This is a genomic window from Bradyrhizobium japonicum USDA 6 (assembly GCF_000284375.1).
Classification (GTDB): domain Bacteria; phylum Pseudomonadota; class Alphaproteobacteria; order Rhizobiales; family Xanthobacteraceae; genus Bradyrhizobium; species Bradyrhizobium japonicum.
The window spans coordinates 2,290,468-2,309,119 of record NC_017249.1 but is presented as its reverse complement, the minus strand read 5'-3'; the positions used below and the strand labels follow the sequence as shown (position 1 = coordinate 2,309,119).

Annotated in this window: 15 protein-coding genes; 3 read left to right on the top strand and 12 right to left on the bottom strand. The window is 64.5% G+C overall.

Annotated elements, in window-relative coordinates; genetic code table 11:
• Window positions 1-24: 24 nt before the first annotated feature.
• From BJ6T_RS10770 to BJ6T_RS10755, 4 genes are all read right to left on the bottom strand, one after another.
• Entirely contained in the window at window positions 25-909 is an 885-nt protein-coding gene (locus BJ6T_RS10770; RefSeq protein ID WP_014492379.1) for a sugar phosphate isomerase/epimerase family protein, read from the bottom strand.
• 2 nt (window positions 910-911) lie between these two features.
• Window positions 912-1,679 (bottom strand): substrate-binding periplasmic protein, encoded by a 768-nt coding sequence (locus BJ6T_RS10765; protein WP_014492378.1) that lies wholly within the window; start codon window positions 1,677-1,679, stop codon window positions 912-914.
• Between the two features lie 37 nt (window positions 1,680-1,716).
• The gene (locus BJ6T_RS43225; RefSeq protein ID WP_080583908.1) at window positions 1,717-2,040 is read right to left on the bottom strand and encodes a c-type cytochrome; all 324 of its coding nucleotides are present in this window, start codon (window positions 2,038-2,040) and stop codon (window positions 1,717-1,719) included.
• Window positions 2,041-2,147: 107 nt separating this feature from the next.
• Window positions 2,148-3,866 carry a pyrroloquinoline quinone-dependent dehydrogenase gene (locus BJ6T_RS10755; protein ID WP_014492376.1) on the bottom strand — a complete coding sequence of 573 codons (1,719 nt, stop codon included), beginning with the start codon at window positions 3,864-3,866 and terminating at the stop codon, window positions 2,148-2,150.
• Between the two features lie 603 nt (window positions 3,867-4,469).
• Here BJ6T_RS10755 and BJ6T_RS10750 point away from each other — a divergent pair.
• A complete protein-coding gene (locus tag BJ6T_RS10750) occupies window positions 4,470-5,882 on the top strand; it encodes a DUF4403 family protein (protein WP_141379309.1) in 1,413 nt (470 codons plus the stop codon).
• A 2-nt stretch (window positions 5,883-5,884) separates the two neighbouring features.
• Complete coding sequence (locus tag BJ6T_RS10745; protein ID WP_014492374.1) at window positions 5,885-7,069, top strand: alpha/beta fold hydrolase; 1,185 nt, start codon at window positions 5,885-5,887, stop codon at window positions 7,067-7,069.
• Between the two features lie 5 nt (window positions 7,070-7,074).
• Here BJ6T_RS10745 and BJ6T_RS10740 read toward each other — a convergent pair whose 3' ends face one another.
• The 8 genes from BJ6T_RS10740 to BJ6T_RS10705 form a co-directional block, all read right to left on the bottom strand.
• Window positions 7,075-8,379 carry a TRAP transporter large permease gene (locus BJ6T_RS10740; protein ID WP_014492373.1) on the bottom strand — a complete coding sequence of 435 codons (1,305 nt, stop codon included), beginning with the start codon at window positions 8,377-8,379 and terminating at the stop codon, window positions 7,075-7,077.
• 31 nt (window positions 8,380-8,410) lie between these two features.
• A complete protein-coding gene (locus BJ6T_RS10735) occupies window positions 8,411-9,004 on the bottom strand; it encodes a TRAP transporter small permease subunit (RefSeq protein ID WP_014492372.1) in 594 nt (197 codons plus the stop codon).
• A gap of 10 nt (window positions 9,005-9,014) precedes the next feature.
• A complete protein-coding gene (locus BJ6T_RS10730) occupies window positions 9,015-10,013 on the bottom strand; it encodes a TRAP transporter substrate-binding protein (protein ID WP_014492371.1) in 999 nt (332 codons plus the stop codon).
• Between the two features lie 33 nt (window positions 10,014-10,046).
• On the bottom strand, window positions 10,047-11,705 hold the full coding sequence (locus BJ6T_RS10725; RefSeq protein ID WP_014492370.1) for a hydantoinase B/oxoprolinase family protein: 1,659 nt from the start codon (window positions 11,703-11,705) through the stop codon (window positions 10,047-10,049).
• Between the two features lie 2 nt (window positions 11,706-11,707).
• On the bottom strand, window positions 11,708-13,792 hold the full coding sequence (locus BJ6T_RS10720) for a hydantoinase/oxoprolinase family protein (RefSeq protein ID WP_014492369.1): 2,085 nt from the start codon (window positions 13,790-13,792) through the stop codon (window positions 11,708-11,710).
• A gap of 141 nt (window positions 13,793-13,933) precedes the next feature.
• Window positions 13,934-14,755, bottom strand: coding sequence for an NAD-dependent protein deacetylase (locus BJ6T_RS10715; protein WP_014492368.1), 822 nt, complete (start codon window positions 14,753-14,755; stop codon window positions 13,934-13,936).
• Window positions 14,756-14,842: 87 nt separating this feature from the next.
• Window positions 14,843-15,679 (bottom strand): SDR family oxidoreductase, encoded by an 837-nt coding sequence (locus tag BJ6T_RS10710; protein WP_014492367.1) that lies wholly within the window; start codon window positions 15,677-15,679, stop codon window positions 14,843-14,845.
• Window positions 15,680-15,753: 74 nt separating this feature from the next.
• Window positions 15,754-17,073, bottom strand: coding sequence for a solute carrier family 23 protein (locus BJ6T_RS10705; protein WP_028170364.1), 1,320 nt, complete (start codon window positions 17,071-17,073; stop codon window positions 15,754-15,756).
• Between the two features lie 163 nt (window positions 17,074-17,236).
• On the opposite strand from BJ6T_RS10705, the gene BJ6T_RS10700 reads away from it, so the two are divergent.
• A complete protein-coding gene (locus BJ6T_RS10700) occupies window positions 17,237-18,571 on the top strand; it encodes a dicarboxylate/amino acid:cation symporter (protein ID WP_014492365.1) in 1,335 nt (444 codons plus the stop codon).
• The last annotated feature ends 81 nt before the right edge of the window (window positions 18,572-18,652 follow it).

The window sequence follows — 18,652 nt, the reverse complement described above, 5'->3', positions numbered from 1 at the left end:
CGGCTCCGGGCCGGGACGGCAGCATCATCTGCCCTGCGCAAAATGCGGTTGGCGGCGAAGGAAAGCGATGCTGATCTCTATGCTTCGCAAGGGCTCGGCGGAAATGTCCTGCTCTACGAACACATGCTGTACGCCGCTCTCAAACGCAGCGTCGAGTATCCCGGCGAAATCGATCGTGCCGCGCCCCAACTCGGTGGTTGATCCATCCGTCGCCATGTCCTTGAGATGAAGCAGGCGAAATCGCGATGGATGCGCCCTCAGAACACGCGCGGAGTTGAGATTGCCCCTGGCTGCCCAGTAGACATCGAGCTCGAACTTGACGAAGCGCTCGTCCGTGCGGCTGAGCAGAACGTCGTATGGCAGGATGCCGCCAGTGAGGTCTGCGAACTCGAAATCATGATTGTGATAGGCGAGCGTCAACCCCGCGCGCGCCGCCAGTTCACCGATCCTGTTCAACTCGTCGCAAATCCGCTTCCAGTCATCGATTGTCTGTCGCTGCGGTGGATCAAGCCATGGACAGACGACAAACCGGCTGCCAAGCGAATGGGCGAGGTCGAACGACGATCCGGTCTTGTCCCGCAGGTTGCCATATTCGAGATGCAACGACGGCGCGCCGAGACCGAGGCTGCGCAAAAGCTCGCCGGTGCGCCTCACGTCAGGGCCGAGAATGCCGGCGAACTCCACCTCGCTATAGCCGAAGCGAGCAACGTTGCGCAGGGTGCCCTCAAAGTCGTTCTTTAGGAGGTCGCGGAGCGTATAGAGTTGGAGACCGATCTTGCGTTTCTCGCTCGCGGATACCGAAGCCGCTCCCATTGCCATTCCGGCGGCCAGACATTGCAGGACATTGCGCCTGCTGAGTGCCACGCCTCGATTGATCGAGCCCTTTGGGCTGCCGGGGCCGAGACGCACGGCTATCTCGGCGCCTCGAGGACGATACCGTAACGGCGATATATCCGATCGATCGTGCCGTCGTTGCGCAGCCGTTGCAGCGCCCCGTCGATCGCCTCGCGCAACGCATCATCCGGGCGGACCATGCCGACGGCGACATTCCAGTTGAGGTCGGCCACGCCCTCGTCGCGATCCAGGATCCGGAGCGCCTTGTCGGGATGCGTCAGATTGAAATAGTGCGCCGCGGTGGGCGTGACCGCAGCCGCATCGATCTCATGGTTTGATACGGCGTCGAGGCTGTCGGTCTCGAAGCCGAAGGTCGATGTGGGCACGTGCCGCTGACCGATGATCATGGCGGCGATAGAGCCGACCTGCACGCCCACCTTGGTATGCTCGCTGAGGCTCTTGAACGATGTGAGCGCGCTGGATGACGGCACCGCGAGCGCGACGCCCGTGCGATAGTACGGTTTGGATATCCTCAAGCGGGTTTCGCCTTGCGCTTCGCGATCGGCGATGACATCCAGGAGAATGTCACAATTGGCGCTGCGCATTTGATACTGCGTGATGATCCAGTCGAGCCGCAGCGGGACACCGAGCTCGCGTGCCAACGCCTGTCCCAACTCGACCTGAAAACCGGGCGGATCGCCGCCCTTGCGCGCAAAAGGAAGCGAGTTGGGATGCGCGCATAGTCCGAGCGCGCCACTCGCGCGGATCGCGTCCAGGGTTCGCGCCTGCGCCGGTCCCGACAGCCCGATGGCGGCACCGACGATAACCAGGACAATTGCCTTCATGCCGCGTCCTCATCTGGATGGATCAGGTTCCGGAGGGTCAGCCTTCGCGCGGCTTCAAGGCGCGGATATATTTGACGATCTGGTCGATCTGCGCGTCACTGAAGCTCTCGCCGAATGCCGGCATCGCACCTTGCTTGCCGGTCTTGATACGGTTGTGCAGAAAGTCGTCGTCTCGTTGCGAATTCATCAGTTGCGGTCCCCTGCCGGCAGCCCGGCCGCCGTCGGAGTGGCAAAAGCCGCAGGTCCCCGCGAACAATTGCTCGACGTCCAACGACCCGTTGTCCGGCGCCGGCGTGGCAGATTGAGCTCGAGCCACCACAACGCACAGCAACGAAGCCCCTAGCACCGCCGGAAGCGACATCGAATGCAGTTTCAACACGTCTGCTCCATTCCTGAATCACGCGCGGCCGCCGCAATCGACCGAGAAGCGGGCTTGCACCCGCTTCTCGGCAGATCGTTTGAGGCAGACTATTTCAAGCTGAAGACGACGAGAGCGCCGTCGTCGCGCGGCATGCTCTTGTAGACGCCGCCGAAATTTGGCGCATATTCGTCCGCCAGCATACCGCCGAAGCCGGCTGTCACGGCGATATACTGCTTGCCGCCGACGGAGTAGCTGATGATACCGCCCTGGTGGCCGGTGCCGTTGTTGTGCTTCCACAACTCGGCCCCGGTTTCGGCATCGTAGGCGTGAAGGATGCCGCGGGAGTCGGGCACGAACACGAGATTACCCGCGGTCGACAAAACGCTCCCAAGCGGCGGCTCGGGAAAGCGAACCTCCCATTTCTTAGCGCCCGTTATCGGGTCGCGCGCGTCGAGATGTCCGTATATCTCGCCGCTCGGAGGCGGCACCATCTTGAAATCGGCGCCGATGTTGAGCTGGACCTGGGGCGTGGTGACCGGCGTCGTCTTCTGAATATCCAGCGTCATGCACCATTCCTGGCCGATCTTGTAGTAAAGACCGGTCTTCGGGTTGTACGAGCCGGCATTCCAGCTGATGCCGCCGCCAATGAAGGGACACAGCGGTACTTCAGTGACCTTCCCGACGGGGAAATCGCGACGGCCGATCAGCGCACCTGTCTTGGGATCGATATCCTTGACGAAGTTGATGTTCTCGACCAGCCGCCAGACGTTCTTCACGCCAAGATTACGGTCGTAGACGAAGACGAAGCCACCCTTGTTCGGATGAACCACGTATTTCTGGCCGTCGCGCTCGAGCATCACGAACTCACCGACGGCGCTGTCGAAGTCCCAGGCGTCGTGCGGAAGTTCCTGATGGTAGGATTTCAGCTTTCCGGTATCGATATCGAGAGCGATGACCGAACTCGTATAGAGATTGTCGCCGGGACGCGCACCTTGCGTCTTGTAGTCGGCGCCCGACCAATCGTAGAGCGGCGCCGGGTTTGCGGTGCCCCACAGGATGGAGTTGGTCTCGGAGTCGTAGGTGCCCGGCATCCAGCCGCCGCCACCGCCCGTGCGCCATGAATCGTTGCCCCAGGTCTTCATGGCCTCGTCGGTGCCCGCGACCGTCAGGAACTCCCACTTCTTCTTGCCGGTGGTGGCATCGACAGCGAAGATCGGGCCACGACCCGGCCATTCACCGCCCTGCGAGCCGATGATGACGCTCCCCTTCGCGTAAAGCGGCGCGCCGGTGAAGCCGACCGTGAGCTTCTGCGAGTCGATCAGCCTGGTTTCCCAGAGCACCTTTCCCGACTTCGCATCGAGCCCGAACAGACGACCATCCATCGTACCGACGAAGACCTTGCCTTCACCAAGGGCTACGCCGCGATTGTAGGGCGAGTGGGTCTGTCGGCTGATGAGCGCCTCGTCGAGTTCCGGAAAGAACGACCAGATGACCTCGCCGGTCGCGCCGTTCAGCGCAAATACTCGGCTGTACGAACCCGAATAATAAAGCACGCCATCGGCCACGAGCGGCATTGACTGCAGGCCGCGCGTCGATCGTCCGGGAATATGCGTCCAGGCTACGCCCAGATTGCCGATGGTGTTGGCATTGATCTGCGCGAGCGGGCTGTAGTGATGGGATTTGTACGAACCGTGATAGGTGAGCCAATCGTTCTGACCGGCGTTCTCGATCCGGGCCGTATCCACGGTTTGGGCCAACGCCGACGACACGATCAGCGTCGCGCCGGCAAAAAGAGGTAGACCAGAATTACACCAACGCTTCTTCATCCGTTCCTCCCGCTTTTGTGTTTGTTGAACTCGCGTCTCGCAGACGCCGCGAGGGATGTTTGCAGTTCAGTGCGCGTCGATTGTTCTCTATCGAGGATGAGCTGCCAACAGATGTCCCCCTCTCTCGGCGCATATCGCCAAAGGAGCTACGTTCACTGGAGTGGTTGATATTGCACTTCTGCTCGCCCTCACAGAGTACGCCTGATCACGGGGAGTGCAAAGACGGAATGCGCGCGCGGTGTGAACTTGACGCACGGGGACAATTCGAAACGGCAGTGACGCTGACCGTTTCGTCTCGGTCGGAGATCCTCAGGCTCAAGCATCGCAGCGCCCGCGCAGAAGCCCCGTCGCGCGATCATTTGGACCGGGGCGGCGTCAATCTCCTTTGGGCAATTCAAGAACGACCATCATACCGGACCGATATACAAAGCCTTGCTCAAAGCGCGATGCCGCGCCATACAAGTGCTGCGATACGTGACCATTGAATACAAGCAATAATTGACCAACTGACTGCCCTCTCCTTCCGCGATTTTGCTCTGAAGGCCAAACGGCACCGCTGCCGGCGGCCTGGGCGCGAAGCAGGGCCAAGCTGGAATAAGAAGAATGCCCGTTCCTTTACGAATTGTTCGTTCGACGAACCGTGCCGCGTTTGCAGTGCTCGCCCTCACCTTCCTCGCGCAAACGGCGCTCGCCGCCGACAAGCCGCCGCTTAGTCCCGATCCTCCGACGCCGCTCGCCACAATCTCGCGCGTCTCCGCGACCATCGAGTTCGGCCTGCCCGCACTCGCCAAGGCGATCGAGCAGGGTATCCCGCAGCGGCTTGCCACGATCGACGAGCGGGTCAACTGCGTGCACCGCCGCGTGCTGATGTTTCGCGTTAACGCCAATTGCGACGTGTTCGGCTTCGTCAACCGCACCGGCGGCGTCTCGCTCTACGGCCGCGGCGACCGCGTTTATGGCGCGGTCTCGATCTACGGCGCGGCCGAGGGCCAGGGCGCCAACCGCTTCACCTCGCGCATCCGCGGCGAGACCGAGGCACGCGCGACGATCGAGGCCGAGGCGCGGCCCGCGCTGCGCAAGGACTGGTCGCTCGACCTGAATTTCAGCGACTCTTTCCACTGGAGCGAGGCGCCCTATCTGCACGTGCTCGGCCGCGAGGTCGATCTTGCGCCTTACGTCGAGCCGCGCATCCGCAGCCAGCTCGCCCGCGTGCGATCACGTGCGCTGGCGGCGGCGAAGAAGCTCAATCTGCGCGACAAGGCGACAGCGGCCTGGGCTAAAGCGTTCGAGCCGGTGAAGCTCGCCGACGAGCCGCCGGTGTGGCTGCAAGTAACGCCGCAAGCCGCCGCATTTGCCGGCGTGCGGGCCAACGACAAGATGTTGTCCGGCTCGCTCGAACTCTCCGGCAGTGCCGTGACGTCGATCGGGCAGCAGGGTGCGAGCGTCACCCCGACATCGCTGCCGCCGCTTGGCACCGACGTGACCGCGCCGGGAACGTTCGACGTCATCCTTCCGGTCCGGCTCGGCTATGACGCGATCAAGGACAAGATCAGCCAGGCGATCGCCGCGCTGCCGGCGCAGGACAGCGCGTTGCGCGAGGTTCAGGTCTATCCGTCCGCGGGCAAGCTTGTGATCGGCCTGCGTCTTGCGAAGACGTCGGACGGCAACCCCGATGCAGACCAATGGAGTTATCTCTCCGGCGCTCTGAAGGTGGACGATGCGAGCAAGAGCGTCGCGCTTGCCGATCTCGATCTCGCCGCGCAGGACGGAGGGGCAAACCCCGGCTTGCAGTCGATCGCCGCGCAGTTGAAGCAAGCCGTGAATATTGACTATGGCATCTCCTACCAGAACCTGCTGATGGCGGCGAACCAGCGGCTGACGCGTCCGCTCAAGGACGGCTTCCGCATGGAAGGCAAGCTCTCCTCGGTGCAGTTCGACAAGGCCTTGCTGCTTGCCGACGGGATCACGCTCGCGTTGCGCGCGAGCGGCGAGCTGAAAATCCTGTACGGGATGTGATCATGCGCTGGATCGGATCGCAGATGCTTGTCACCGCCCGCGCTCTGATGGCCGCACTCGTCATGTTCGTCGCAGGTATCGCGACTGCCCACGCGCAATCGGCATTTTACGACGCACCGGCATCGCTTGCGGACGGACCGCCTGGCAGTCTGGTGCGGCAAGAGCCGATGGATGGCGCGCCGCTCGGCGCATCGGCCTTTCGCGTGCTCTATCGCTCAACCGGATTGAAGGGCGAGCCCATTCTCGTCTCGGGCGTCGTCGTCGTGCCGCAAGGACCGCCGCCACCGGGCGGGCGCTCGATCGTGGCCTGGGCGCATCCGACCTCGGGCATCGTGCCGCGCTGCGCGCCGTCGCTAGCGATCTTCCTGTTCCAGCAGATCCAGGGGCTGCGCTCGATGGTCGCGCGCGGCTACATCGTCGCGGCGACGGACTATCCCGGGCTCGGCACGCCGGGCCCGCATCCCTATCTCGTCGGCGAGAGCGAGGGCCGTGCCGTGCTCGACATCGCGCGCGTGGCGCGCGAGCTTGGCGGCGGGGCTAAGGATTTTACCTTGTGGGGACACTCGCAAGGTGGACAGGCCGTGTTGTTCGCAGGACAGCTGGCGCCGACCTACGCTCCCGATCTCCGTCTGCTGGGCGTCGCGGCTGCAGCGCCCGCAACTGATCTTGCCACGCTGATGAGCGACGATATCAACTCCGTCGGTGGCAAGAACATCACGGCGATGACGCTATGGTCGTGGCATCGCGTCTACGACGCCGCGCTCGACGGCGTCCTCGATCCGCGCGCGCTGCCGGTGATCGACCGGCTGGCACGCGAATGCATCGAGGGTCCATTCGACATCTTCATCCGCCAACGGACCGAGCGGCCGCTCCAGCAACATTTCCTGACCGTGCCCGACCCGACCAAGGCCGAGCCGTGGCGCTCACTACTGGAGAAGAACAGCGCCGGCACATTGCCCGCCGGCGTGCCCGTGTTCCTCGCTCAAGGGACCGTCGACCAGATCATCCGGCCCGCGGTAACGCGCGCCTATATGGGCCGGCTGTGCAAGGCGGGCAGTCCCGTGAAAATGGTCACCCTTCCCAACATCGGACACGGCCGCGCCGCGCAGGCGAGCACCATGGCCGCGGTGAACTGGATGACCGACCGCTTTACCGGGAAGCCCGCGCCGAATGACTGCGGCGCGTAGGCTCGCTACCCGTAGAGCACCCGCGGCAGGATCGTGACGATCCCAGGCCAGAGCGTCAGCAGCAGCACGAAGCCGACCATGATGATGAGATACGGCATCGTGACGCGCGCGATGTAGCCGAGGCCGTCCTCGGTCAGGCCCTGGATCACGAACAGGTTGAAGCCGACCGGCGGGGTGATCTGCGCCATCTCGACGGCGAGCACGAGGAAGATGCCGAACCAGATCTCGTCGAAGCCCGCGCCCTTCACGATCGGCAGCACGATCGGCAGCGTCATCACGATCATCGAGAAGCCGTCGAGGAAGCAGCCGAGGATCAGGTAGAAGATGATCAGCGCCACGATCAGCATGAAGGGCGACAGGCCGAGGCCCTTGACGAAGGCGGCCACTGCCTGAGGAATGCCGAGGAACGCTGCGGCATTGCCGAGGATCGAGGCGCCGAGCACGATCAGCGCGATCATCGAGCAGGTCACGACCGAACCGATCAGCACGTCGCGCATCACCTGCCGCGACATCGAGCCCTGCGCCCAGGCGACCAGCCCGGCGCCGAGCACGCCGACGGCGGCGGCCTCCGATGGCGTCGCGAGCCCGCCATACATCGAGCCGAGCACGCAGGCGATCAGGAACAGCGCCGGCGCCAGGTCCTTCAAAGCGGCGAAGCGTTCGCCCCACGGCACCTGCGAGAGTTTTGCTTCCGTCTCCGGCACCATCGCGGGCTTGAGCGTCGTGTGCAGCATCACCCAACCCATGAAGGTGGCGGCCAAGAGCAGGCCGGGCAGCACGCCGGCCGTAAACAGCTTGAGAATGGAAACGTCGCCAAGCACGCCGTAGATGATCATGATGTTGGATGGCGGGATCAGGAAGCCGAGGGTCCCGGCGCCGGCGAGCGAGCCGATCGCAATGTCGCGGGAATAGCCGCGGCGCGTGAGCTCGTTGAGCGACATGCGCCCAATCACCTGCGTGGTCGCAGCCGACGATCCCGAGATCGCCGCGAAGATGGTGCAGCCGATCACGTTCACATGCAGCAGGCGGCCGGGCAGAAGACCGGCCCAGGGCGCGAGCCCCTGGAACAGCGAGCGCGATAGACGCGTGCGGAACAGCAGCTCCCCCATTAGGATGAACAGCGGCAGCGCCAGCAGCTCCTGCGTGGTCAGAATGTTCCAGGCGTATTGCGGCAGCAACTTGTCGAGCGGAATGGAGCGGAACATCGCGAGCAGCAGCGTCGCAGTGAGCGCAAGCGTGAGGCCGATCCACACGCCGCAGGCCAGCAGCGCAAACAGAATCGCAAACAGGGCGACGACTTCGATGGTCATACGATCTCAGATCCGGAAGCGAGCAAGGCGGTCATTCGACGGGGTTAGCCTTCATGCTGTGATCCTCCAGCGGCAGGCCGAGCGCGGCCTGGATCGCGCGCGCCAGGAACTGAAGCGTCAGCAGCAGCATCCCGAAAGTGACGACAGCCTCCGGAAACCACAGCGGCGTGTCGCTGGAGGTCGAGACCTGGCCGCGCACATAGGCGCCGAAGGCGAACTTCGCCATCGCCGAGGTCAGGAACGCCATGAAGGCGAAGCCGGCAGCGGCCGAGAGGATCTCCAGCGCGCGCTGGAGCGGTGCCGGCACGTTCTTCAGCAGCAGAACGACGCGGATGTGGCCGCCGACGCGCAGGGTCATGGCGGCGCCGAACGTGAACGAAGCCGCCATCAGGTAAGACGAATATTCCCACGCAATCGAGATCGACGGGGGAAAGAACGGCAGGAAGTTCGAGAGGAAGCGGGTTGCGACCTCGCACAGCATCAGAAGAGTCAGGGTCAGCAGGCAGCCGCCGCCGATCCAGCCGTCGAGCCGGCCGAGACGGTCGATGCCGTCGAGCAGGATACGCAGCGGCCCCGGCGCCGCTGCGTTGAGACTTTGCGGAGCCGCTGGCGAAACGCTGACCATGACCCAATTCTCAGCGCTTCATTTCGGCGAGATAGGCCCGCACCGGCTTGTCGGCCGCCGGCACGCGCTTGAGGAACGCGTCGAGCTGCGGCGCTGTCTTGGCCCGGATGTCAGTGATCATGGCCTCGGAGACCGGCACCACCTCCATGCCGCCCTCTTTGAGGCGGTTGAGGCTGTCGACGTCGGCCTTGAGCGAGTTCGCCCAGAAGCCCGGCTCCATCTTGGCGGCGACGCCCGTGACGAGCTGCTGCTGATCGGGGCTGAGCATCTTCCAGGAATCGAGATTCACGGTGAGCATCTGCGACGACCAGACATGATTGGTCGGATAGATGTATTTCAGGAACTCCCAGAACTTGCCGTCGACACCCGACACCGCCGAGGTGGAGACGCCGGAGACCGCGCCGGACGCGAGCGCGGGGATGGTCTCGCCCCAGGGGATCATGACCGGCGCCATGCCGACCACGGCCAGCATGTCGACGGCATTCTTGTCGGGGACGCGGATCTTGATGTTCTTCAGGCCCTCGACGTCGGCAACCTTGGTCTTGAGATGCAGATACTGCGTCGGCCACGGCACGATGTAGAGGATCTTCTGGTTGTTGCGCGCGGCGACCTTCTCGTATTCGGGCCGCACGTATTTGTGCAGCACTTTCAGCTCGTCCATCGAGCCGCAGAGAAAGGGAATGCTCTCGACGCCCATGAAGGGCTCGTCGCCGACCTGCTGGATGTTGAGGACGTCGGCGAGCGGCACCAGACCGTCGCGCACGGCGCGGAGATGTTCGGGGCCCTTGAAGCCGAGCTGGCCGCCCGCCTTCACGGTGATCGCGACCGAGCCGCTGCTCTGCTTCTTCACCTCTTCGGCGAAGGCCATCGCATTCTGGGTGTGGAAATTGCCGTCGGGCCACACCGTCGACATGTCCCAGCTTACCGTCGCGGCCCGCGCGCGGGTCGAGATGTGACCGGCGGCCAGCAGCGTCGCTGCGCCCGCGGTGAAGTTCCGTCGCGTGATCATTGAGCCCCTCCGTCTATCAAGCGCGCTGACGCATCACCGCGCGTAGCCATAAACCCCAACTGCATTGTCGGCGGACACGAGGCCGCTCTCGATGTCGTCCTTGACCGCCGCGCGATCGCGCTCGGCGGGCGCGCCGATGCCGGCGCCGCCGGGCGTCAGCACAACGAGGCGATCATCCGGCGGCACCTGCTGAAAGCCTTTGCCACGCAGCTTCTTGCCGGATTTCAGGCCGACATAACCGGCCTCGCCGTTCTGGCCGCCGTCGCGTCCGCGCGGCGGATGATCGATGCGGTCGAACGCAGCCAGGATGTCGAACGGCGCATCGACGCCGCTGCCGACCTCGATGATCTGGCCGAGGCCGCCGCGCGTGCGCCCTGCCCCGCCGGAATCCGGACGCAGCTCCTTGCGCCAGAAGATCAAAGGCGTCTGCGTCTCCGCGATCTCGACCGGCGTGCCGCGCACGCCGCTCGGATAGGCGGTCGCCGACAGCCCGTCCTTCGCAAAGCGCGCGCCGGTGCCGCCGTTCGAAGTCACCGCCATCGAGAACCCGTAATTGCCGCCGACGCCGCTTCGCGTCTGTCCACGCACGTTGAGATTCCACAGGCAGGAGGTGCCTTCCGCGGGCACGCGCTCGGGAATGATCTGGCGCAGGCAGCCGAACACCACGTCGGGCAGCATCTGGCCGATGATGTGGCGCGAGGCGACCGGCGCGGGCTTCGGTGCGTTCAGGATCGCGCCAGGGGGAGCCGACACTGTCAGCGGCGAGAGCGAGCCGGCATTGTTCGGGATCTGCGAGGCGACGACGCAGCCGAGGCCGAACACGGTGTAGGCCGTGGTGTAGGACAAGGGCACGTTGATGCCGAATTTCGAGGCAGCGGAGGTGCCGTCGAAATCGACGTGGATACCCTCGTCCGAGATCGTCAGCGTCGCGGCGAGCGTCACCGGCGCATCGTAGCCGTCCACAACCATGCTGTTGCGCCAGCTGCCCTTCGGCAGCTTTGCGATCTCGGCGAGCACGGCCTCGCGCGAGCGGTCGCAGATGTAGTCGCCGAGCTCGTCGAGCGTGTCGATCTCGAACTCGGTCATCATCTCGACCAGGCGTTCGCAGCCGACATCGTTGCAGCCGGCGAGCGAATAGGTGTCGCCCTCGGTGTCGATCGGCAGCCGCGTGTTGGTACGGATCATCGCCATCAGCGTCTCGTTGACGACGCCCTGGTCGATCAGCTTGAGCATGGGGATGTAGAGCCCCTCCATGAACACGTCGGTGGCGTCAGGGCCGAAGCCGATGCCGCCGATATCCATGAGGTGGCTGGTGCAGGAAAACAGCGCGACCGGCTTGCCATCCTTGAAGCAGGGCGTGGTGACGACGAAGTCGTTGAGGTGACCCGTGCCCATCCAGGGATCGTTGGTGATGTAGGCGTCGCCTTCCTTCATCGTCTCGATCGGGAAATGCGCAATGAAGTGCTTGACCGATTCCGCCATCGAGTTGACGTGGCCGGGCGTGCCGGTCACCGCCTGCGCCAGCATCCGTCCCCTGAGGTCGAACACGCCGGCGGAGAGGTCGCCGCATTCGCGCACGATCGGGCTGAAGGCGGTGCGGAGCAGCACCTGCGCCTGCTCCTCGACCACGGCGATCAGCCGATGCCACATGATCTGAAGGTCGATCAGGCTCGCGCCATTTGCCTTGCTCATGATCAGGCCGCCTTTCGTTCCATGACGATGCTGCCGGCACCGTCGATATGGGCGTCAAAACTGTTGGAGACGAAGGTGGACGTCTCGTCCTCGGCGATCACGGCGGGACCCGCAATGGTCGCGCCCGGTGCCATGTCCTCGCGGCGATAGAGCGGGATCTCGATCACTTCCCCCGCGCGTCCGTCGAAGAATTTGCGGCTGCCCGAGGCCTTGCCGGCGGGCTTGCGGGCAACGGAAGCGACGACAGAAGGATTGTGCGCATCGGTGGTCGCGAGCACCGACCAGCTCAGGACCTCGATCGCGGCACCCGGGATCGGCCGCTCGAACATCGCCGAATAGTCGGCTTCGAACTTCTGGCGCAGCCCGGCGAGATCGGCCGATGTCAGCCGCCGGTTCGGCAGCTCGACCGAGATCTCGTGGCCCTGGCCGACATAGCGCATGAAGGCCGCGCGGCGTTCGCGCACCGGCGCACCGGCCGCGCCCGGCTCCACCAGCGCGCGGGCTTCAGTCACCATCTCCTGGAGCAGCTCCGAGACCGCCTCGGTGTCGAAATCATCGAGGCGGACATGGCGGCTGCGCACCAGCTCATAGGCAATGGGAGCAGCCAGGAAGCCGACGGCCGAGCCGACACCGGCATTCGAGGGCACGATGACCCGCGAGACGCCGATCTTCTCGGCGACGCGCGCCGCATGCAGCGGCGCGGCACCACCGAAGGCGATCAGCGTGTGCTGGCCGACGATCTCGCCGCGCTCGACCGCATGCACGCGCGCCGCGCTCACCATGTTCTCGCAGACGACCTCGTGCACGGCATAGGCCGCGGTTTCCGCCGACAGCCCCAGCGGCTCGCCGACGGCGCGCAACAGCGCCGCCTTCGAAAGCTCCGGGCTGAGCTTGATCGTGCCGCCCGCAAAGGCATCAGGATCGATCATACCGAGGGCGACGTCCGCATCCGTCACGGCCGGACGCTGGCCGCCGCGGCCGTAGCAAGCAGGTCCCGGCTCCGACGAGGCGCTCTCGGGGCCGACGGTGACACGCTTCATCGCATCGACATGCGCGATCGAGCCGCCACCGGCGCCGATCTCGACCATCTCGATCACGGGGATGCGCACCGGCAGGCCGGAGCCCTTCAGGAAGCGCGCCGCGCGATCGACCTCGAACACGCGCGAGGTCTCGGGCTGGTATTTTTCGATCAGGCAGATTTTTGCGGTCGTGCCGCCCATGTCGAAGGACAGCACCTTGCTCTCGCCGAGCCGCGCTGCGATCTGCGCCGCGAAGATCGCACCGCCGGCGGGACCGGATTCGACGAGGCGCACCGGAAATCGCCGCGCCGTCTCGATCGAGGTGACGCCGCCACCGGAGGTGACGAGATAGATCGCGCCACGGAATTGCTCGACCTGCAAGGCATCCGCCATGCGGGCGAGATAGCCGTCGATCAGGGGTTGCACATAGGCGTTGGCGACCGCGGTGGAGGTGCGCTCGTATTCGCGGATCTCAGGACACACCGCAGAAGACACGGTCACGGAGATGCCGGGGATCTCCTCGTTGAGGATCGCCGCCGTGCGGCGCTCGTGCTCGGGATTGGCATACGAGTGCAGGAAGGCGATTGCGACGCTCTCGACGTTCAGCGCGCGCAATTTCGGCGCGAGTGCACGCACTGCTGTCTCGTCCAGCGGGAGGCGAACGGCGCCATGCGCGTCGATCCGCTCCGGCACGGTGAAGCGGAGCGACCGCGGCGCCAGCGGCCTCGGCTTGTCGATGCCGAGATCGTACTGGTCATAGCGGCTCTCCGTGCCGATATCGAGCACGTCGCGAAAGCCGTCGGTCGCAATCAGCGCGGTCTTGGCGCCGCGGCGCTCGATGATCGCATTGGTCGCGAGCGTCGTGCCATGAATGAAGACGTCGATGTCGCTCATATGCGCGCGCGCGTCAGTGAGAATGAGACGCATGCCGTCCAGCACCGCCTCCTCGGGCCGCTGCGGCGTCGTCAGCACCTTGCGCGTCTTGCGATCCTGCCCCACGTCCAGCACGATGTCGGTGAACGTGCCACCGATATCAACGGCAAGGCGCACCTCGGCTCCTTCAAGCATTCCAAAATTCTCCGGCAGATCGTCGAAACTCAGGGCGAAAACGCAGCAATTTCCATGCCATCGAGCACGCCGAAAGCGCTGCGCCCGGCTATTCTGCTTGGCACCTATGCAATAGGCAAGACGTGTTCGTCTCGCGCCTGATCAGAGCAGGAATGCAAGCGCCGCCTCGCAGCGCTCCTCGACCTTGAGCGTGAGGAGATCGTCGGCGCGGGTGCGTCCGAGATTGACCGCCGCGATCGGAATTTCCCGGCGCGCAGCCGCCTGCACGAAGCGGAAGCCGGAATAGACCATCAGCGAGGAGCCGACGATCAGCATGGCGTCGGCCTGCGCCAGATGATCCTGCGCGGCGGCGACGACATCGCGCGGCACGTTCTCACCGAAGAACACCACGTCGGGCTTGAGGATGCCGCCGCAGGCTTCGCAAGGAGGCACCTTGAACGACGAAAAATCCGCATGCTCGAGATCGGCGTCACCATCAGGCGCATCGGCGGCATCGAGCGTCAGCCATTCCGCATTGGCACGGCCGAGCCTGTCCTGGAATTCGTTGCGCGGGGTCTTCGCCCCGCAGCCCATGCAGCGCACCAGATCGAGCCGGCCATGCAGATCGATCACCTGCCGGTGGCCGGCGGACTGATGCAGCCGGTCGACATTCTGGGTCAGCAGCATCTCGCAGCGCCCGCTCGCCTCGAGCCGGGCCAGCGCATGATGCGCATCGTTCGGCCTCGCCTGGCCGAACCGCCGCCAGCCGATCAGGCTGCGCGCCCAATAACGCTGGCGCGTAGGCTCTTCCGACATGAAGGCCTGGAAATTGACCGGCTGGGTCCGCTTCCAATTGCCATGGCTGTCGCGGTAATCGGGAATACCCGAATTGGTGCTGCAGCCGGCGCCGGTCAGCACGAACAGACGTTCGTGCCGGCCGACGAAATCTTCGAGCGAACGGTTTGCTTGCGGAGGGTTTGGCATGGCGCAGATGTAGTCTGCGCCGATCGCTTTTGCCAGATGTCCGCCGCGCCAACGTGACCAGCCGCCCGCAGTCGAAGCTGGTCAAATCTAGCTCGCCCAATTCTCCCGAAACTCGGGGAACAGCGTCAGGCCTCCGCAGGCGTAAATGGTCTGGCCTGTGATGTAGCTGGCGTCATCCGAGGCGAGGAAGGCGAACACGGCGGCAATCTCTTCCGGCGTGCCGACCCGTTCCAGCGGAATGTGGCTGGTGACGACGCCGCGCTTGGCGGGATCACCCGTCCACGCCGCGTTGATCGGCGTGTCGATTGCGCCGGGACCTACCGCATTGACACGAATGCCGCGGCCGGCGAATTCCAGCGCCAGCGTGCGCGTCAGATTGGCGATGCCACCCTTGCTGATCGAATAAGCGAGATAGCCGGGCTTCGGAATGATCTGGTGGACGCTGGAGCAGTTGATGATGCTGCCGCCTCCGCCGCGCGCGACGAAGTGGGCGAGCGCCTTCTGCGCGCAGAGCACGGCGCCGTTGAGATTGACGTCGATGATGCGGCGGTAGGTCTCGATGTCGAGCGCCTCGCTCGGCGACTCCCGCTGGAAGCCGGCATTGTTGACAAGGCAGTCGAGCCGCTTCCAGCGCGAAAGCACCGTCTCGAACATCGCACCGACCTCCCGCTCATTGCTGACATCGGCCTTGACGACGACATGGTCGAGCTTGCCGTGGCCGCGATCAGCCGATCCTGTCCTTGCGAGCGCGAGCGTCTCCTCGGCCCTCTCGGGGTGATCGACATAATTGATGGCGACGGTCGCGCCCTCCTGCGCGAGCCGGATGGCGACGGCGCGGCCGATGCCTTGCGAGGCGCCGGTCACCAGCGCGTATTGGCCGACGAGGCGGGAGGAAAACGGGGTCGAGCGATCGGTCTGCGGCATGAGCTTTCTCCGGGGATGCTTCATCATGGACGGAACCGGCGTTTTGTTCCATCCCGCTGGCGCATCGCTGGGATTCACTCGGCGCGGCGCGCGAGCGGCGAGGTCAGGATCTGGTAGAGAATGATGGCGCCGAAGGTCGCCGTGCCGATCCCGCTGATCGTGAACGCGCCGAATTTGAGCGTGAGATCACCCGCGCCCGCGGTCAGCGCCACGGCGACGGTGATCAGGTTGGCCGGATTGGCGAAGTCGACCTTGTTCTCGACCCAGATCCGGCCCGCCATCGCGGCGATCAATCCAAACAGCACGATCGAAAGGCCGCCGATGACGGGACCGGGAATCGACAGGATCAGTGCGCCGAATTTCGGCGAGAAGCCGAGCAGGATCGAGACCGTCGCAGCAAACGTGAACAGCAGTGTCGAATAGACCTTCGTCGCCGCCATGACGCCGATGTTCTCGGCATAGGTGGTGACGCCGGTGCCGCCGCCGCAGGCCGCCACGATGGTCGCGAGGCTGTCGGCGAACAGCGCGCGGCCGAGATAGGCATCGAGGCTCCGGCCCGTCATGGCACCGACGGCCTTGATGTGACCGAGGTTCTCGGCGACGAGGATGACCGCAACCGGCGCGATCAGAAAGATTGCATCGGGCTGGAAGGTCGGCGTGGTAAAGCTTGGCATGCCCAGCCACGGCGCGGCCGCGAGTTGCGCGAAGTCGATCGGCTTGCCGAAGCCGAGGCCATTCGCGAACAGCAGGTACAGCAGATATCCGCCGATCGCACCGAGGATGATCGGCAGGCGGCGCCACAAGCCTGGCGCGGCAACGGCAACCACGCTGATGATCAGAACCGTCGCGAGCCCGATCCAGGTGTCGAACGCGCCTGCGCTCACCGCCTTGACCGCCACGGGCGCGAGATTGAGGCCGATCGCGGCGACCACGGCGCCGGTGACGGCCGGCGGCATCAGGCGTTCGACCCAGCCAACGCCCGACCACATCACGATCAGCGCGATCACGCCGTAGAGCACGCCGGCACCAACGATGCCGCCGAGCGCGACGGAGAGATTTGGATTCGGCCCCTGCCCGGCATAGCCGGTGGCGGCGATGACGACGGCGATGAACGCGAAGCTCGAGCCGAGATAGCTCGGCACGCGCCCGGCGACGATGACGAAGAATATCAGCGTGCCGATGCCGGAGAACAGGACCGCAACGTTGGGATCGAACCCCATCAGCAGCGGCGCGATGATCGTCGAGCCCGACATTGCGACGCAATGCTGGAGACCGGAGACGACGGTCTGGCCCCATGACAGCCGCTCCTCCGGCATGATCACGCCCGAGGCCTTGAATTTCCAGCGCGGAAAATAGCTCTGCGGCTGCTCGTCCGAGCCCATCGTGGTTGTCATATTCCCCCCGTTGCGGTGCAGCGACCGATCTTCGTGCGATCCGACAAAAATGTGATTGTCGCTTCTGCGGCGACCATCACATGATGCGAGTCATGCAAGATTCAAAGCTTGCAAAATCCAGATCTTGCAGAATCAAAAATCAAGGCGCTCCGGGGCACACACTATGACACAAGTCGCGATCCAGCCAGCCATCCATCGCCGGCATCAACCCTGGTACAAGATCCTCTACATCCAGGTGCTGATCGCGATCGCGCTCGGGGTGCTCATCGGCTATTTCTATCCCGATCTCGGCAAGGAGCTGAAGCCGCTCGGCGACGGCTTCATCGCGCTGATCAAGATGATGATCGCGCCGGTGATCTTCTGCACCGTGGTGCACGGCATTTCCTCGATGGGCGACCTCAAGCGCGTCGGCCGGGTCGGGCTGAAGTCGCTGATCTATTTCGAGACGGTCTCGACCGTCGCGCTCGCCATCGGCCTTCTGGTCGGCGAGATTCTCCAGCCCGGGCACGGCTTCAACATCGATCCCGCCACGATCGATCCGAAGTCGGTCGCGACCTACGTCACCAAGGCCAAGGAAGAGGGCATCGTCGCCCATCTGATGGCGATCATCCCCGACAGCTATGTGGGCGCGATCGCGCGCGGCGACCTGCTTCAGGTGCTGCTGATCTCGATCCTGTCGGGCTTCGCCATCGCCTTCCTCGGCAAGGCCGGCGAGCCGATCGCGGAAGCGATCGACAAGGCCGCGAAAATGTTCTTCGGCATCATCCGCATCATCGTGCGCGTGGCGCCGATCGGCGCGTTCGGCGCGATGGCCTTCACCGTCGGCGCCTACGGCCTCGGCTCCCTGCTCAACCTCGCCGCCCTGATCGGCACGTTCTATCTCACCAGCATCCTGTTCGTGTTGATCGTGCTGGGCTCGATCGCGCGGCTCTCCGGCTTCTCGATCCTGCGCTTCATCGCCTACATCAAGGACGAACTCCTGATCGTGCTCGGCACCTCCTCGTCGGAAACGGTGCTGCCGCAGATGATCCAGAAGATGGAGCATCTCGGCGCCTCGCGCTCGGTGGTAGGCCTGGTCATTCCGACCGGCTACAGCTTCAACCTCGACGGCACCAACATCTACATGACGCTGGCGACGCTGTTCCTGGCGCAGGCGACCAACACCCATCTGACGATCTGGCAGGAGCTCGGCATTCTCGGCATCGCCATGATCACCTCGAAGGGCGCCTCGGGCGTGACCGGCGCCGGCTTCATCACGCTTGCCGCGACGCTCTCGATCGTTCCCGACATTCCGATCCAGTCGATCGCGATCCTGGTCGGGATCGACAAGTTCATGAGCGAATGCCGCGCGCTCACCAACCTGATCGGCAACGGCGTCGCCTGCGTCGTCATCAGCATCTCCGAAGGCGAGCTCGATCGCGAGGCGCTGCACGAAACCATGGCTCATCCGCTGGAGATGGGCGAGGCGCTGGAACCGGGCGGCAGCGCGGCCTCGTAGGCCGCGCCACGCAGCCGGTAGTCTCCCGGACTGGAGAATTGGCGAGGCACGCGTCACAACAATGGCGTTGGGATCACCGAT

Coding starts and splice junctions, on each gene's coding strand:
- BJ6T_RS10700 (WP_014492365.1), top strand. CDS start 17,237: ATGACACAAGTCGCGATCCAGCCAGCCATCCATCGCCGGCATCAACCC.
- BJ6T_RS10740 (WP_014492373.1), bottom strand. CDS start 8,379: ATGACCATCGAAGTCGTCGCCCTGTTTGCGATTCTGTTTGCGCTGCTG.
- BJ6T_RS10765 (WP_014492378.1), bottom strand. CDS start 1,679: ATGAAGGCAATTGTCCTGGTTATCGTCGGTGCCGCCATCGGGCTGTCG.
- BJ6T_RS43225 (WP_080583908.1), bottom strand. CDS start 2,040: ATGTCGCTTCCGGCGGTGCTAGGGGCTTCGTTGCTGTGCGTTGTGGTG.
- BJ6T_RS10730 (WP_014492371.1), bottom strand. CDS start 10,013: ATGATCACGCGACGGAACTTCACCGCGGGCGCAGCGACGCTGCTGGCC.
- BJ6T_RS10750 (WP_141379309.1), top strand. CDS start 4,470: ATGCCCGTTCCTTTACGAATTGTTCGTTCGACGAACCGTGCCGCGTTT.
- BJ6T_RS10745 (WP_014492374.1), top strand. CDS start 5,885: ATGCGCTGGATCGGATCGCAGATGCTTGTCACCGCCCGCGCTCTGATG.
- BJ6T_RS10705 (WP_028170364.1), bottom strand. CDS start 17,073: ATGACAACCACGATGGGCTCGGACGAGCAGCCGCAGAGCTATTTTCCG.
- BJ6T_RS10715 (WP_014492368.1), bottom strand. CDS start 14,755: ATGCCAAACCCTCCGCAAGCAAACCGTTCGCTCGAAGATTTCGTCGGC.
- BJ6T_RS10755 (WP_014492376.1), bottom strand. CDS start 3,866: ATGAAGAAGCGTTGGTGTAATTCTGGTCTACCTCTTTTTGCCGGCGCG.
- BJ6T_RS10735 (WP_014492372.1), bottom strand. CDS start 9,004: ATGGTCAGCGTTTCGCCAGCGGCTCCGCAAAGTCTCAACGCAGCGGCG.
- BJ6T_RS10710 (WP_014492367.1), bottom strand. CDS start 15,679: ATGCCGCAGACCGATCGCTCGACCCCGTTTTCCTCCCGCCTCGTCGGC.
- BJ6T_RS10725 (WP_014492370.1), bottom strand. CDS start 11,705: ATGAGCAAGGCAAATGGCGCGAGCCTGATCGACCTTCAGATCATGTGG.
- BJ6T_RS10720 (WP_014492369.1), bottom strand. CDS start 13,792: ATGCTTGAAGGAGCCGAGGTGCGCCTTGCCGTTGATATCGGTGGCACG.